Origin of the sequence: Bifidobacterium sp. W8112 (assembly GCF_016101425.1) — a bacterium.
GTDB classification, from domain to species: Bacteria; Actinomycetota; Actinomycetes; order Actinomycetales; family Bifidobacteriaceae; genus Bombiscardovia; species Bombiscardovia apousia.
The window spans coordinates 59,656-76,093 of sequence record NZ_JACFQN010000001.1 but is presented as its reverse complement, the minus strand read 5'-3'; the positions used below and the strand labels follow the sequence as shown (position 1 = coordinate 76,093).

Sequence of the window (16,438 nt, the reverse complement as noted above, 5' to 3'; positions counted from 1 at the left end):
GCTCAGCGGCGGGGTGCCGGGGTGCGCTTGGCCGTGTACATCCGGGTGTTCAGCAGGTCGGCGTAGCGCTCGATAACCTTGGGCCGGATCACCTTCATGGAAGGTGTCATCAGCCCGTTGTCCTGGGTGAACTCCTCGGGCAGGATGATGAACTTGCGCACCGATTCGGCACGGGAGACGCCCTCGTTGGCCCGGTCCACATACTCCTGGACCTCGGCCCGGACCACGGCGTTCTGGGCCGCCTCCTGCAGGGACATGTTACGGTCCAGTCCCTTGGAGGCCAGCCAGGGCCGCAGAGCGGACTCGTTCAGGGTGACCAGGGCCGAGATGAAGGGCCGCTTGTCGCCCAGAACCAGGGCCTGGGAGACGATCTCGGAACGCTCGATAACCTCCTCGATGGGCCTGGGGGAGACGTTCTTGCCGCCGGCCGTGATGATCAGGTCCTTCTTGCGTCCGGTCAGGAAGAGGAACCCGTCACGGGAGAGCCGCCCCAGGTCGCCTGTGGCGTACCAGCCGTCCTCAGTGAAGGATGCTCGAGTGGCCTCCTCGTTCTTGTGGTAGCGGTGGAATACGCAGACGCCCTTGATCTGCACCTCGTCGTCTGAGGCGATGCGGATGGTGAATCCTGGGAAGGGGATGCCCACTGAGCCCCGATGGTAGGGGGTGCCCAGGGGGTTGAAGGCGCAGGGTGCGGTGGTCTCGGTCAGGCCATAGCCCTCGTAGACCGGCACATTGGCACCCCGGAAGAACCCCAGCAGCTCCGGGTCCAGGGGAGCGCCGCCAGAGACGATCCACTTGGCCCGCCCGCCCAGGACCTGGCGCAGCGAAGAATAGACCAGCGGGTCATAGAGAGCTCGCCGCAGGGCGCTGCGCCTGGTCGGCCAGCCCTTGCGGGAGATGTCCTCCATGTAGGTGCGTGCCGCCCGGGCTGCTCCATTGAAGATTCTGCCCTTGATGCCGTGTCCGGCCTTCTGGGATGCTGCGTTGTAGACCTTCTCGAAGACCCTGGGCACGCCGATGATGACCGTGGGCTTGGACTCCTGCAGGTCGGACAGCAGGGTGGCCAGTCCGGAGGAGATGTACACGTGCATGGTCCCGTAGACCACCCCGTAGCTGATGGCCCGGGCGAAGGTGTGGGCCTGGGGCAGGAAGAGCAGGATGGATCCATCCGGGTCGTGGGTCAGATTGGGGATGAAGGCGTTCAGGTTCCTGGCCAGCTGGCAGTAGTGCTCATGGGTCATCTCCACACCCTTGGGCGCCGCAGTGGAACCGGAGGTATAGACGATGGAGCAGAGGTCGGTCTTGCGGATGGAGTTGATCCGTTCGTCGAGCTCGGCGTCGCTGACCGACTCCCCATAGGCCTGCAGCTCCTGCAGGGCCCCGGATTCCAGGCAGGCGATCCGCTCCAGGGTGGGGCACTCCTTGTCGGCCCCCTCGGCCTTGGCCCGCATCTCAGCGGTCTGTACCACCAGCAGCCTGGCATCGGAGTTGTTGACGATGAATCGGATCTGCTCGGCTGAATCGGTGTCGTAGATGGTGGCGATGACACCTCCGATGGACAGGACGGCGGCATCCACGATGTCCCACTCGTAGCTGGTCCGGCACATGAAGGCCACGGCATCGCCCTTTTTCAGCCCGTAGTGCAGGAAGCCCTTGGCGGTGGTCCTGATGTCATGCAGGATCTCCCGGCCGGTCCGGTAGGTCCAGCTGCCGTTCTCCACGAAGTGCAGGACCGGCTGGTCGGGGGTGCGGCGAGCCCGATCGGCGTAGATGTCGTAGACGGTCATATCGTCTGGCACCGGACCCATGCCGGCGGTGGTGGCCGAAAGCAGTCCCGAGGCCGGATCCATGCGCGTGGTGGTGGCGTAGTCAGCTGACCAGAAATGCGTGTTGGGCAGGGCGAGGGCTTCTTGGGCGGCACCTGATGGATCCGCGGCCTCCTCGCCAGTCGGTCCCTCCCCATGACCCACCTGGTGTGCCACAAAAGATTTGACCGATGCTAGTAACGACACGTTGTCTCCTTCAATAATCGCGGGATATGTCCAGAATAGTCGCCTACTTGGAGAAGGGCGGGCTGGGTGCTAAAGTAGGCACGTTGCTTTGGCGAGGGAGGCTTCATGGCCTCCGTTATCGACTCGGCTGGATCATCGGCGGCCTTTCCGTATGGGCGGTCCGGAATCCGACGCGGCGATGCGCCAGGACCGGCCCAGGTCGGTCTTGAGGAACCAGACAAGGAAGGAAGCCAACATGGCTAACACCATTAAGCTCGAGGGCGAAGTCCGCGATCAATTCGGCAAGGGGGCGGCACGCCGCATGCGCGTGGCCCAGCAGATCCCCGCCACCATCTACGCCGGCGGCGCCCAGCCCGACTACATCAAGCTGCCCATGCGCGAGACCACTCTGGCCCTGCGCCGCGCCAACGCCCTCTTCTCCATCAGCTTCGGCGGGCAGACCAAGACCGCCGTGGTCAAGGACGTGCAGCGCAACCCGGTCAAGCGCCAGGTGGAGCACATCGACTTCTATGAGGTCCGCGCCGGCGAGAAGGTCACCGTGGAGGTGCCCGTCTTCGTCAGCGGCGAGACCAAGGGCGCTGCCGTGGCCCTGATCGACACCCAGAACCTGCAGGTCCGGGCCGACGTGTCCAACCTGCCCGAGCGTATCGACATCAGTGTGGAGGGCCTGTCCGAGGGCGACAAGATCCTGGCCAAGGATGTCAAGCTGCCCGAGGGCTCCGAGCTGATCATCGACGATATGGAGGAATCCATCGTCTCCGTCGAGATCCCCAAGGAGGAGAGCCTGGAGACCCCCACCGAGGAGACCGAACAGGTCGATGCGGAAGCTGCTCCGGAGGCCGACGCCCAGAGCGAGTGAACCCAGAGGTTCGTTACTGCTAAGGCCGTGGGATCATCACGATCCTGCGGCCTTTTTGCCTATGACGGTCACTATGCGAAATGCGCTGAACAGGTCAAGGCCTGCCTATGCGATAGTTCGGGTACCGGGCATCGCCATAAGCTTTGCACCCGAGCAAACAAATACAGCAGCAAGAAGAAGTGGTAGACAATGGCAGAGCAATCACATCACGACCCGAAGGCACTCAATGAGTTGGCGGACGCTTTCAAGGTCATTCCCAACGATCATCCCGCCTCTGACGAGGAGCGTGCCCGACTGATCGACAAGCCCGCCTTCGGCCAGCTCTTCTCAGACAATATGACCCACATGGGTTGGACTTCGGATGACGGCTGGAAGGATCGCAGGGTTGAGGCCTACGGACCGCTCAGTCTGGATCCGGGGGCCTCGGTGCTCCACTATGCCCAGGAGGCCTTTGAGGGACTCAAGGCCTACTACCACGACGACGGCTCCATCTGGCTCTTCCGGCCCGATGCCAACGCCCAGCGCTTCTACAATTCAGCCAAGCGTCTGGCCCTGCCCCCGCTTGAGCCCGATGACTTTCTGGGATCGGTCGCGGCCTTGGTCCGCCGTGACGCGGCCTGGGTGCCCAGGCGGCGTGAGTACACGCTCTATATGCGCCCCTACATGTTCGCTTCTGAACCCTTCCTGGGTGTGCGCGCCCCGCATGCGGTGGACTATTGCGTCATCGCCTCGCCCTCGGGACCCTACTTCGCCGGCGGAGTCAAGCCGGTCAGCATCTGGGTGGAGGACAAGTGGTTCCGCACCGGCCCCGGCGGCACCGGCTTCGCCAAGTGCGGCGGCAACTATGCGGCCTCCCTGCTGGGTGAGAACCGCGGCGCCGAGCATGGCTGCGAGCAGGTCTGCTTCGTCGACGCGGCCACCAAGACCTACCTGGAGGAGCTGGGCGGCATGAACATGTTCACCGTCCACAAGGACGGCCACCTGGAGACCCCCAGCCTGACCGGAACCATCCTGCCTGGCGTCACCCGGAACTCCCTGATCGCCCTGGCCCAGGACCACGGTCGCGACGTGGTGGAGACCATGATCCGCCTGGATACCCTGCTGGACGACATTCGCTCCGGCGAGGTCACCGAGGTGTTCGCCTGCGGGACCGCTGCCATCATCACCCCCATCGGGCGCTTCAAGTCCGAGAACTTCGACGTCCAAGTGGCCGACGGCGGCTCAGGCAAGGTCACCATGGACCTGCGCAACGAGCTCCTGGGCATCCAGCTGGGCGAGATCGAGGATCCGCATGACTGGATGTGGAAGGTCTGCTGAGCGCTGACCTTATCCCTGCCTGACAGGTTTTGCAAGGAAGGCGGTCTAGGGCGATATGGTGCCCCAGGCCGCCTTTCGTCATCTTTGTGGCCTTGCGCACATCACCGGCCTGTTCAGCTCTGTGCTTGGCTAATCTATAGACAGACTTGAGTGCGGGACGATTCCGGGAGGAGCAGGGCAGGATGAAGACGGCCTTGGAGGGGAACCTGATCTTCATGGTCATCGAGTACCTGGGCATATTCAGCTGCGGGCTTTCAGGCGGCCTGGCTGCTGTGCGCAAGGGCTACGACATCATCGCCATTCTGCTGGTCTCCTGGATCAGTGCCCTGGGAGGCGGGGTGGTCCGAGACGTTCTTCTGGGTCAGGTGCCGCCCAGCGGCATCACCGACAAGGGCTCGGTCATCGTCACCCTGGCATCCGGCCTGGTGGTGGCTGTCGCCCATCCTGAAATCAGCAGGATGACCTGGTCCATGTTGGTCACTGATGCCATGGCCCTGGGATCCTTTGCCGTCAACGGTACGGCCAAGGCGCTGATGAGTGGAACCGGTGGCATGACGGCCATCTTCATGGGCATGGCCACGGCCCTGGTTGGCGGCCTGCTGCGAGACATCCTTCTCAACCAGGTGCCTGCGGTCATCCAGGACCAGCATTGGTATGCATTGCCTTCCCTGATCGGCTGCATGCTGACCCTGGCCTCCACGCGCGCCCAGCAGCATGGGCTCTATCCGGCCCGGGTCGACATGGCCCTGGACCTGGCCATCGTGGCCCTGGTGGTCGTCCTGCGCATCATCTCGGTGAAATTCAACATTCTGGTGCCTGGGGCGGTGGACCGGCGCTCGGCCCGGCTGCCGCTCAACGATGCCCAGCTGGCCAGGGCCATCCGTCATCTGATGCGTGGCCGGTCGAACATCAGTGTCACCATCAAGCACACCGACGAGGATTCCGACCGGAAACCGGATACGAAGAAGGGCCGGTGATCCAAGCGCTTGGATCACCGGCCCTTCTGGGCACCCGGTTCAGAGGGCGTTGACGGCGTTGGCCAGACCGGACTTGCGGTTGGCGGCCTGGTTGCGGTGAATCACACCCTTGCCGGCGGCCTTGTCCAGACGGCGGGCGGCAACCTGGAAGGCAGCCTGAGCGGCCTCCTTGTCACCGGCATCCACGGCCTTGCGCACGGAACGCACTGAGGTCTTGATTGCGCTCTTGACCTCCTTGTTGCGCAGGTGCGCCTTTTCGTTGGTGATGACCCGCTTCTTCTGCGACTTGATGTTTGCCAATGTTGCTCCAAACGATGAATGTATCTGTACAGACAACCCACCATAGTAGCACCCGACCGGGAGAAGAATCCGCCAGAGGCGGGCGCTTCGGCCCAGGGCATCGTCTAGAATCGTTAGACCAGACGTACGTGAGGAGAGCAGACCGGTGCAGGAAGCCAAGAACCAACCAGGATTCACCGACCAATCGCTGATCCGCAACTTCTGCATCATCGCCCACATCGATCACGGCAAATCCACGGTGGCCGACCGGATCCTGCAGCTGAGCGGGATCGTGCCCAAGCGTGAGATGCACGACCGGTTCCTGGACAGGATGGACATCGAGCAGGAGCGCGGCATCACCATCAAGTCCCAGGCCGTTCGCCTGCCCTGGGTCAAGGACGGCGTCGAATACACCCTGGGCATGATCGACACCCCGGGCCACGTGGACTTCACCTACGAGGTATCCCGTGCCCTGGAGGCCTGCGAGGGCGCGGTTCTGCTGGTGGACGCCACCCAGGGCATCGAGGCGCAGACCCTCTCCAACCTCTATATGGCCCTGGAGGATGACCTGACCATCATCCCCGTCCTCAACAAGATCGACCTGCCTTCGGCCGAGCCGGACAAGCACGCCGAGGAGATCGCCAACCTGATCGGCTGCTCCACGGACGAGGTGCTCCGGGTGTCGGGCAAGACCGGCCAGGGGATCCGTGAGCTGGTGGACCGCATCGTGGACCAGGTGCCGGCCCCCAAGGGGGATCCCAAGGCCCCGGCCCGGGCTCTGATCTTCGACTCGGTCTATGACTCCTACCGGGGGATCGTCACCTATATCCGGATGGTGGACGGCGAGCTCAAGGCGCGGCAGAAAATCCGCATGATGGGCCGGGCGACCGTACACGACCCCATCGAGCTGGGGGTGATCAGCCCGGACATGACCCCCACCAAGGCCCTGGGTGCCGGTGAAGTCGGCTACGTGATCACCGGCGTCAAGGACGTCAGCCAGTCCAAGGTGGGCGACACGGTCACCACCGAGGCCAACCCGGCCAAGGAGCCCCTGCCCGGCTATCAGGACCCCCAGCCCATGGTCTATTCCGGGCTTTTCCCCATCGACAACGCCCAGTTCCCCGAGCTGCGCGACGCCCTGGACAAGCTCAAGCTCAACGATGCCGCCCTGGTCTACGAGCCGGAGACCTCGGTGGCCCTGGGCTTCGGCTTCCGCTGCGGCTTCCTGGGGCTGCTGCACATGGAGATCGTCACCGAGCGCCTGAGCAGGGAGTTCGGCATGGACCTGATCGCCACGGCCCCCAACGTCACCTATCAGGTGACCATGGAGGACGGCAGCGAGCACACGGTGACCAACCCCAGCGAGTTCCCCGACGGCAAGGTTCGCCGGATTCTGGAACCCGTGGTCAGCGCCGACATCATCACCCCCAAGGAGTTCATCGGACCGGTCATGGAGCTCTGCCAGGACCATCGCGGGCAGATGGGGACCATGGAGTACCTGAGCCCCGAGCGCGTCGAGATGCACTACAAGATGCCCCTGGCCGAGATCGTCTTCGACTTCTTCGACCAGCTGAAGAGCCGGACCAAGGGCTACGCCAGCCTGGACTACCAGCCCGACGGCACCCAGTCCGCCGACCTGGTCAAGGTGGACATCCTCATCCAGGGGGAGAAGATCGACGCCTTCTCAGCCATCGTCCACAAGGACAAGGCCTACGCCTACGGGGTGATGATGACCAAGAAGCTGCGCAAACTGATCCCGCGCCAGCAGTTCGAGATCCCCATCCAGGCGGCCATAGGGTCGCGCATCATCGCCCGGGAGACCATCAGCGCCCTGCGCAAGGACGTGCTGGCCAAGTGCTACGGGGGCGACATCACCCGCAAGCGCAAACTGCTGGAGAAGCAGAAGGCCGGCAAGAAGCGCATGAAGATGCTGGGACATGTCGAGGTGCCCCAGGAGGCCTTCATCGCAGCCCTGAGCACTGGCCAGACCCAGGATCGGGACACCAAGGACAAGATCCGGGCCGCCGCCAAGAAGGAGGGCTGAACGGGTGGGATCCTACCAGGTCTACATCCATGTGCCCTTCTGCATGCGCCGCTGCGGCTACTGCGACTTCAACACCTACACGGCCCGGGACCTGGGCGGGGGCGCCAGCCGGGAGCACTACGCCGACCTGGCCATCCAGGAGATGCGCATGGTCCGCGACTGGCAGACCTCCCGAGGTCTGATAGAGCCGCCCGTGTCCACCATCTTCTTCGGCGGAGGCACACCCACCATTCTGCCTGCCCAGGATCTGGTGCGCATGGTCGAGGCCGTGGCCGACCTTTGGGGGCTGTCCCCTGGGGCCGAGGTCACCACCGAGGCCAACCCCGACACCGTGGATCGGGCCTACCTGGAGCAGCTGCTCAAGGGCGGCATCAACCGGGTGTCCTTCGGCATGCAGTCAGCGGTGCCCAGCGTCCTGGCCACCCTGGACCGCACCCACACTCCGGCCAATGTGACCACTGATGTGGCCGCTGCCCAGGATTTGGGGCTCAGGGCCAGTGTGGACCTGATCTACGGAACGCCGGGGGAGCGGCTCGAGGATTGGCGGACCAGCCTGCAGGCGGCCTTGGACCTGGGCGTGGACCATGTCTCCGCCTATGCCCTGACCCTGGAACCCACCACCAAGATGGGCCGAGCCGTGCGCCGGGGCCAGCTGCCCGCCCCTGACGACGATGACGAAGCGGCCAAGTACGAGATGGCCGACGACATGCTTTCCCAGGCAGGCCTCTACTGGTACGAGATCTCCAACTGGGCCCGACCCGGCCAGGAGAGCCGCCACAACCTGGGCTACTGGCACAACGTGGACTGGGCTGGCATCGGGCCAGGCGCCCACTCCCACTATCGTGCTCTGGAAGGCCAGGACACAGGCATGGTACCGGCAGAAGAGGCCCGGGAACAGAAGCCCATGTCCACCGTCTCGCCTGGGTTCAGGGCCACAGGAACAGCGGCAGCGCAGGAGGCCGATTCCGGGGCGCACTGGTGGCTTTCGCCGGAGCCTGGCCTGGGGGAGCGGCGAGCCAGGGCCATTCGCTCCTGGGACATCGCCCACCCCAGGGACTGGGCCGCCGCCATGGATGCCGGACATGTGCCCTGGCAGGATGCGGAGCTTCTGGGCTTCAGGCAGGACCTGGAGGAGACGGTCATGCTGGCCCTGCGCCTGCCGGAAGGCCTGGGGCTGGACCGGCTGACCAGGCAGGCGGGTCGTCCGGCCGATCCGAAGATCCTCGAGGATCTGGTCGATCAGGGGCTCCTGCGGCCCGTGCGTGACCGAATCCAGGTGACCCGCCGGGGCCGCCTGCTCAACGATCTGGTCATCGACCAGGTCCTGGAGGCGGTAGGAATTCGTTAGACACCGCGGAACGTTACACGGATGTCACCTGTGGATGCATTATTCTGTTGATTCACCAATGACCAGGCTCTTCAAGGGTGGAGCATGCCGGCCCCGCCCGCGTCCACGAATGAGGTGATTGCGGTGTCATTCACGGCCCCTCTCGATCTGCATGTCCACGGCCCGCAAGGGCTCTACGACCCTGATACGGAACACGATGCCTGCGGTTTCGGCATGGTGGCCACCCTGAACCGACGGGATGAAAGGCTGATCGTCGAACAGGGCATCCGCGTCCTGGTCAACCTGGACCACCGAGGGGCCGTGGGAGCCGAGCCCAACACCGGCGACGGGGCCGGAATCATGCTCTCCATGCCTGACGAGTTCATGCGCACCCGGGTCTGCCGGGATCTGCCTGAAACCGGCCACTATCTGGCGGGCATGGCCTTCCTGGACAGGGACCCGGCACAGGCTGCCAGCCAGGAGGAGGCCATCGCCTCGATCGCCGGCCAGGAGGGTCTGCGTGTCCTGGCCTGGCGGGCAGTGCCCACCGACCCGGACGGACTGGGTCTGCAGGCCCTGGCCTCCATGCCCAGATTCCTCATGCCCATCCTGTGTGACGCCGGGCCGGATAGCCGCGGAGGACTGGATCTGGAGCGGCTGGGCTACCGGGTCCGCAAGCGGGCCGAGCACGAGCTGGGCGTCTACTTCGCCTCCCTGTCCTGCCGGACCATCACCTACAAGGGCATGCTGACCACCAAGCAGCTGCAGGGCTTCTTCCTCGATCTGGGCGATCCGGCCATGAAGGCGCGCCTGGCCATCGTCCACTCCCGCTTCTCCACCAACACCTTCCCCTCCTGGCCCCTGGCCCAGCCCTTCAGGATGATCGCCCACAACGGGGAGATCAACACCATCCAGGGCAACCGCAACTGGATGTCGGCCCGCGAGGGAAAGCTGAGCTCGGAGCTGTTGGGGGACATGGCCCCGCTGCTGCCGGTCAACACCCCTGGAGCCTCGGACTCGGGCACCTTCGACGAGACCCTGGAGCTGCTCCACCTGGCCGGGCGGTCCCTGCCCCACGCCGTCTCCATGATGATGCCTCCGGCCTGGCAGCAGGATCCGGACATGGATCCCGACCTGAGGGCCTTCTATCAGTACAACGACGCCCTGATCGAGCCCTGGGACGGCCCGGCGGCCATCGTCTTCACCGACGGAACCCTGGTGGGCGCCCAGCTGGACCGCAATGGCCTGCGCCCAGGCCGCTGGCAGCTGACCGAGGACGGCCACCTGGTCCTGGCCTCCGAGGCCGGCGTCCTGGAGGATACGCCCCAGGAGTCCATCGTCGCCAAGGGCAGGCTGGAGCCGGGACGCATGTTTCTGGCCGACACCAAAGAGGGCCGGATCGTGCCCGACAGCGAGATCAAGCGCCAGCTGGCCGGTCTGCACCCCTACAGGAAGTGGGTCGCCGAACGGACCGTCCGCCTGGACGACCTGCCCGAGCGCGAGCATGTCAATTACTCGCGCATCTCGGTCCATCGCCGGCAGCAGGCCTTCGGCTACACCCGGGAGGACCTGACCATGCTGCTGGGGCCCATGGCCGAAACCGGCAGCGAGCCCATCGGGTCCATGGGCAATGACGCGCCCATCGCCGTGCTCTCGCGCCGCTCGCGCATGCTCTTCGACTACTTCACCCAGAAGTTCGCCCAGGTCACCAACCCGCCCCTGGACTGGGAGCGCGAGGAGCTGGTCACCAGCATCGCCTCGGCCATCGGCCCCGAGCCCAACCTGCTGGAGGACACCCCCGAGCACGCCTGGAAGATCCACATCGACCTGCCTGTGGTGGACTCCGTCCAGATGGCGCAGATCAAGCGACTGGACCGGGCACCGGTCCTGGAAGGCCGTTTCCGCCCCCGTCTGATCCGCGGCCTCTACCAGGTGGCCGGCGGTGGCAAGGCCCTTGAGGAACGTCTGGAGGCCATTGAAGGGGAGGTGGACCAGGCCATCGAGGAGGGCTGCAATGTGCTTGTCCTCTCTGACCGGGATTCCAACCACATCTGGGGACCCATACCCTCCCTGCTGCTGACCGGGGCCGTCCAGCACCACCTGCTTCGTCGGCACACCCGTACCCAGGTCTCCCTGGCAGTGGAGGCCGGCGATGTGCGCGAGGTCCACCATGTGGCCCTGCTGATCGCCTACGGCGCCGCCTGCGTCAACCCCTACCTGGCCCTGGAGTCGGTGGAGAACCTGGCCAACAGCGGCGACCTGCATGTGAGCGCCGAAAAGGCCTCCGCCAACCTGGTCCGGGCCCTGAGCACCGGGGTCCTGAAGATCATGAGCAAGATGGGCGTGAGCACCATCATGTCCTATCGCGGCTCACAGCTCTTCGAGGCCGTCGGGCTGAGCCAGGAGGTCATCGACCGCTGGTTCACCGGCACCACCTCCCTGGTGGGCGGCATTGGCCTGGAGGAGATCGCCGCCGAGGTGGCCCAGCGCCATCGGGTGGCCTACCCCATTGAGTGGACCGCAGGATCGGGGCATGACCTGGAGACCGGCGGCAACTACCACTGGCGGCGCACCGGCGAGGACCACCTGAACGACCCCGAATCCATCTTCCTGCTCCAGCAGTCCACCAAGCGAGGGGACTACGGGCTGTTCCGGGCCTACACCGACCATGTGAACGCGGCGGCCAAGCAGGGCATGACCCTGCGCGGCCTCATGGAGCTGCACTCCGACAGGGCACCCATACCCCTAGACCAGGTGGAGCCCGCCGAGTCCATCGTCACCCGCTTCTCCACCGGCGCTATGAGCTATGGATCCATCTCCCAGGAGGCCCATGAGACCTTGGCCCTGGCCATGAATCGGCTGGGAGCCCGGTCCAACTCCGGCGAGGGCGGCGAATCCCCGGACCGGATTGCAGACCCGGCTCGGACCAGCCGCATCAAGCAGGTGGCCTCGGCCCGGTTCGGGGTGACCAGCGACTACCTGGTCTCGGCCACCGACCTGCAGATCAAGCTGGCCCAGGGAGCCAAGCCGGGGGAGGGCGGTCACCTTCCCGGCGCCAAGGTCCCGCCATGGATCGCCCAGGTCAGACGGTCCACACCCGGGGTCGAGCTCATCTCGCCTCCGCCCCACCACGACATCTACTCCATCGAGGACTTGAAGCAGCTCATCCACGACCTGAAGATGGCCAACCCCAGGGCTCGTATCCACGTCAAGCTGGTTTCCGAGCACGGGGTGGGAACCGTGGCCGCAGGCGTGGCCAAATGTCATGCCGACGTGGTCCTCATCTCCGGCCAGGACGGCGGCACGGGGGCGGCCCCGCTCAACGCCATCAAGCACGCGGGAACCCCCTGGGAGCTGGGCCTGGCCGAGACCCAGCAGACCCTGGTCATGAACGACCTGCGCTCGCGGATCGTGGTCCAGTGCGACGGGGAGCTCAAGACCGGCCGCGATGTGGTCATAGCCGCCTTGCTGGGGGCCGAGGAGTTCGGCTTCGCCACCACGGCGCTGCAGGTGGAGGGCTGCGTCATGATGCGGGCCTGCCATAAGAACACCTGCCCCCAGGGCATAGCCACCCAGGATCCGGAGCTGCGCTCGCGCTTCACCGGTCGGCCCGAGGACCTGGTCAACTTCTTCATGTTCATGGCCCGTCAGGTGCGGGAGATCCTGGCCTCCCTGGGATTCGCCAGCCTCGAGGAGGCGGTCGGCCACGTGGAGTGCCTGCGCAGGGACCCCTCCGTGCGCACCTGGAAGAGCCAGGGCATCGACCTGGATGCCATCCTGCGCAAGCCTGGCCCCACCCCGGGCACGGTGCTGCACCACACGCAGGCCCAGGATCACGAACTGGACAAGTCCCTGGATGTGGACCTGATCAACCGGGCCGTCGATGCCTTGGACGAGGGTCGGCCGGTGGCCATCAAGACAACCGTACGCAACGTCAATCGCAGCGTAGGCACCATGCTGGGCTACAGGATCACCCGCCAATACGGCGCAGCCGGCCTGCCTGTGGACACCGTGGACATCACGCTGACCGGTTCTGCCGGTCAATCCCTTGGTGCATTCATCCCCAGGGGCGAGACCATCCGGGTGATCGGCGAGGCCAACGACTATGCAGGCAAGGGCCTGTCCGGTGGTCGTCTGGTTCTCCACGCCGCCCAGGGCGTCAGGTTCGATCCGCACCAGACCGTCATCTGCGGCAACGTAGCCGGATTCGGCGCCACCTCGGGCGACATGTTCGTGGCGGGCCGGGCCGGGGAGCGCTTTGCCGTGCGCAACGGGGGCGGTCGCTTCGTGGTCGAGGGCCTGGGCGACCACGGCTGCGAGTACATGACCGGCGGCCTGGTGGTGGTTTTGGGGCCCACAGGGCGCAACTTCGGCGCCGGCTTCTCGGGAGGGGATGCCTACCTGCTGGACATGGATGCCTCCCGGCTCAATCCTGAAGCCTGGAATGACGGCTCCTTGCTGGCCCTGGAGCCCGACCAGGACCAGGCGGCCATGCTCAAGGAACTCATAGGGGAGCATGTCCGATTGACCGGATCTCAGGCTGCGGCCGCCCTGCTGGAGGACTGGCCGAGCGCGCTGACCCGGTTCACCCATCTGGTCCCCCGCCGTTATCTGGCCATGAAGCAGGCCATGGAAGAGGCCGAACGCGAGCAGGTGGACTTCAACGCGCCCGGCGTCTGGGACGCCACCTACGCCCAGGTCATGGAAGGAGCGCACTGATATGGTCGACCCCAAAGGATTCCTCAAGGTACGCACCCGGCACGAGCTCGCCGAGCGACCGGTCGCTGAACGCCTGAAGGACTGGCGCGACGTGCATCAATCCACTGGCCCCGGGCCCTGGACCGCCGAGCAGGCCGCGCGCTGCATGGACTGCGGCACCCCCTTCTGCATGACCGGCTGCCCCCTGGGCAACCTGATCCCCGAGTTCAACGACCTGCTGTCCCGGGGCCGCTGGGAGGAGGCCTACGAACGGCTGAGCCTGACCAACAACTTCCCCGAGTTCACCGGACGGATCTGCCCGGCTCCCTGCGAGTCCTCCTGCGTGCTCTCCATCCATCAGCCGGCCACCACCATCAAGCTGGACGAGCAGACCATCATCGACCAGGCCTGGTCCCTGGGCTTGGTCAAGCCCCGGCCGCCGCAGCGGCTGACCGACATGACCGTGGCCGTGGTCGGGTCCGGTCCCGCAGGGCTGGCCTGCGCCCAGCAGCTGACCCGGGCCGGTCATACGGTGGTGGTCTACGAGCGTGCAGATGCCATTGGTGGGCTCCTGCGCTACGGCATTCCCGCCTTCAAGCTGGAGAAGTCTCTGCTGGACCGCCGGCTGGAGCAGATGGAGGCCGAGGGGACCCGATTCCGCACCGGCGTCGAAATCGGCCGAGACCTGGGCTGGGATCAGCTGCGGGCCCGTTACGACGCCCTGGTGGTGGCCATCGGTTCGACCGAACCCCGGCGGGTGGACCTGCCCGGACGGGAGCTCAAGGGCATCCACTACGCCATGGACTTCCTGCCCGACCCCACCCGCAAACTCATGGGCCGCGAGCCCATCAACAAGATCGATGCCGCCGGCAAGGACGTCATCATCATCGGCGGCGGCGACACTGGGTCGGACTGCCTGGGCACGGCCCTGCGAGAGGGCGCCAAGTCGGTCACCGTCCTCCAGATCCGGCCCAAAGAGCCCTCATCCAGGCCCGATAACCGGCCTTGGCCAACCTACGCCCGGCTCTACAATCCCACCTCTTCCATGGAGGAGGGCGGCCACTACGAGTACGCGGTGGACAGCCTGGAATACCTGGGCGACGATTCCGATGACCGGATCAGCCTGGACCAGACCAGCGCCCCCACCGGCTTCGACCGGGACCGTGAGGGAGGGGTGCGCGGGGTTCGCGTGGTGGACGTCAGCCGTGACGATCAGGACCGAATCATTCCCCATCCCGACACCGAGCGGGTCCTGCCTGCCGACCTGGTGCTGATCAGCATTGGCTTTGCCCATCCCGAGACGGCCACTCTGACCGGACAGACCGGCGTAGGGCTGGACGGACGCGGGAACGTGGCCCGGGATGCCGACTATGCCACCGATCATGACGGCATCTTCGTCTGCGGCGATGCCGGGCGTGGCCAGTCCCTGGTGGTCTGGGCCCTGGCCGAGGGCCGTTCCTGCGCAGCGGCCGTGGACCGGTATCTGACCGGCGCCACCGAACTGCCTGCTCCCATCCGGGCCGATGAGCGCGCCATGACCCTGCCTGCGGGCGACCAGCGCCCACGCTAATATGAAAAAGTATGGTGCCGATCGAAGGGATGGAGGCAGTGGGATATGACCAACCGCGCTGAACGTAGGGCGCAGGCCAAGCGGAGCCGCCGTGGCGGCAGCGACGACCGGAGGATGGCGGCCAAGGGCAGGGCCGGAGTGATGGACGAGCGGGCCTTGCAGGAGCGCTCCCGTCGGCTGGAGGCAGGCCAGAGCGCCGAGTGGAAGCCCACCGGGCACACCGATGACCTGGTGCAGAAGGACTCCGTGGATCCCAACGACCGCAACCCCCGTCTGCTGAGGACTCCCAGCGGCGTGCGCCAGTGGCTGCGGATTCTGGTTTGGGCCCTGATCATTTGTTCCGGCCTGGCCTTCCTGGTCTGCATGTGGCTGCCCCACGTTCCCATCTGGGCCACCATCGCCATCGCGGCGGTCTTCTGCCTGGGCGTGCTGGGGCTTTTCCTGGTCGGCGGCAACCGGGACAATCCACGCCTGGACTCCTACGGAACGGCCCTGTGACCATGACCGAAAGCGTGGCAGAACAGCAGGCCGTGCTCATGCAGCACGTGGGATTCCGCCGTCAGGGCCGGGTCATACTGAACGATGTCAACCTTGAAGTGGGCCAGGGGCAGAAGTGGGTGCTCTTCGGGCCCAACGGCGTGGGCAAATCCACCCTGGTGGCCATGATGAGCACCAGGGGCTTCCCCAGCACCGGCAGCGTGGAGATCTTGGGCAACCGGCTGGGCAAGGTGAACGTCTTCTCCTACCGGCATCGGATAGGGCTGGCCTCGGCCGGCCTGGCCAAGACCATCAGCCCCCAGGAGGATCCCTACGACGTGGTGCTGACAGCTTTCAGCGATACCACCGGTCGCTGGAGGGAGACCTTTACGGCCGAACAGGAAGAGGCCACCCTGGCCCTGATGGACCGGTTCGGCATCGCCTACCTCAAGGGCAAGCGCATGTACCGGCTCTCCGAGGGGGAGCGCGGCCGGGTGCTGATTTGCCGGGCGCTGATGGCCAATCCTGACCTGCTCATCCTGGACGAGCCGACCACCGGGCTGGATCTGGGCGGCCGGGAGCTGGTGCTCAGGGCCTTGAGCGACATCGGCAGGGGGGACAAGGACCGCACGGTCATCCTGGTCACCCACCGGCTTGAGGAGATTCCTCTGGGCTTCGATCGGATAGCCATGATGGGCCGGCGTCCTGCCGACACCGCAGACACCGGCGACCCGGATCCGGGCACCATCGTCTACCAGGGCCCCTTGGAGGGTGGACTGACCGGTCCGCGCCTGAGCGAGCTCTTCGGCCTGGATCTGACCGTGGTCCACCGTGACGGACGCTGGGGTGCCTTCGCCGTCTGAACGCCACTGCCTGCG

General features: G+C 65.7%; 11 protein-coding genes. 9 read left to right on the top strand and 2 right to left on the bottom strand.

The window, feature by feature from the left end; translation table 11 throughout:
* Positions 1–2: 2 nt before the first annotated feature.
* On the bottom strand, positions 3–2,012 hold the full coding sequence (locus tag H3T92_RS00290) for an AMP-dependent synthetase/ligase (protein ID WP_144085619.1): 2,010 nt from the start codon (positions 2,010–2,012) through the stop codon (positions 3–5).
* Positions 2,013–2,247: 235 nt separating this feature from the next.
* Between H3T92_RS00290 and H3T92_RS00285 the strand changes: the two genes are divergently transcribed.
* From H3T92_RS00285 to H3T92_RS00275, 3 genes are all read left to right on the top strand, one after another.
* Entirely contained in the window at positions 2,248–2,871 is a 624-nt protein-coding gene (locus H3T92_RS00285; RefSeq protein WP_144085618.1) for a 50S ribosomal protein L25/general stress protein Ctc, read from the top strand.
* 189 nt (positions 2,872–3,060) lie between these two features.
* Entirely contained in the window at positions 3,061–4,188 is a 1,128-nt protein-coding gene (locus H3T92_RS00280; RefSeq protein ID WP_144085617.1) for a branched-chain amino acid aminotransferase, read from the top strand.
* A 182-nt stretch (positions 4,189–4,370) separates the two neighbouring features.
* Positions 4,371–5,165 (top strand): trimeric intracellular cation channel family protein, encoded by a 795-nt coding sequence (locus tag H3T92_RS00275; RefSeq protein ID WP_198189222.1) that lies wholly within the window; start codon positions 4,371–4,373, stop codon positions 5,163–5,165.
* Positions 5,166–5,204: 39 nt separating this feature from the next.
* Here the strand turns inward: H3T92_RS00275 and rpsT are convergent, their stop codons facing one another.
* Positions 5,205–5,465: a 30S ribosomal protein S20 gene (gene rpsT / locus H3T92_RS00270; RefSeq protein WP_024627969.1), complete on the bottom strand. Its 261-nt coding sequence runs from the start codon at positions 5,463–5,465 to the stop codon at positions 5,205–5,207.
* Between the two features lie 145 nt (positions 5,466–5,610).
* Here rpsT and lepA point away from each other — a divergent pair, with 145 nt between their 5' ends.
* The 6 genes from lepA to H3T92_RS00240 all read left to right on the top strand — a co-directional run bounded on the left by lepA (position 5,611) and on the right by H3T92_RS00240 (position 16,423).
* A complete protein-coding gene (gene lepA / locus H3T92_RS00265; protein ID WP_198189221.1) occupies positions 5,611–7,488 on the top strand; it encodes a translation elongation factor 4 in 1,878 nt (625 codons plus the stop codon).
* A gap of 4 nt (positions 7,489–7,492) precedes the next feature.
* Complete coding sequence (hemW, locus tag H3T92_RS00260) at positions 7,493–8,836, top strand: radical SAM family heme chaperone HemW (protein ID WP_144085615.1); 1,344 nt, start codon at positions 7,493–7,495, stop codon at positions 8,834–8,836.
* Between the two features lie 123 nt (positions 8,837–8,959).
* On the top strand, positions 8,960–13,534 hold the full coding sequence (gene gltB, locus H3T92_RS00255) for a glutamate synthase large subunit (RefSeq protein ID WP_198189220.1): 4,575 nt from the start codon (positions 8,960–8,962) through the stop codon (positions 13,532–13,534).
* Position 13,535: 1 nt separating this feature from the next.
* Positions 13,536–15,083 carry a glutamate synthase subunit beta gene (locus H3T92_RS00250; protein WP_198189219.1) on the top strand — a complete coding sequence of 516 codons (1,548 nt, stop codon included), beginning with the start codon at positions 13,536–13,538 and terminating at the stop codon, positions 15,081–15,083.
* Between the two features lie 45 nt (positions 15,084–15,128).
* On the top strand, positions 15,129–15,581 hold the full coding sequence (locus H3T92_RS00245) for a DUF2975 domain-containing protein (protein ID WP_144085612.1): 453 nt from the start codon (positions 15,129–15,131) through the stop codon (positions 15,579–15,581).
* Positions 15,582–15,583: 2 nt separating this feature from the next.
* Positions 15,584–16,423: an ABC transporter ATP-binding protein gene (locus H3T92_RS00240; protein ID WP_144085611.1), complete on the top strand. Its 840-nt coding sequence runs from the start codon at positions 15,584–15,586 to the stop codon at positions 16,421–16,423.
* Positions 16,424–16,438 lie beyond the last annotated feature (15 nt).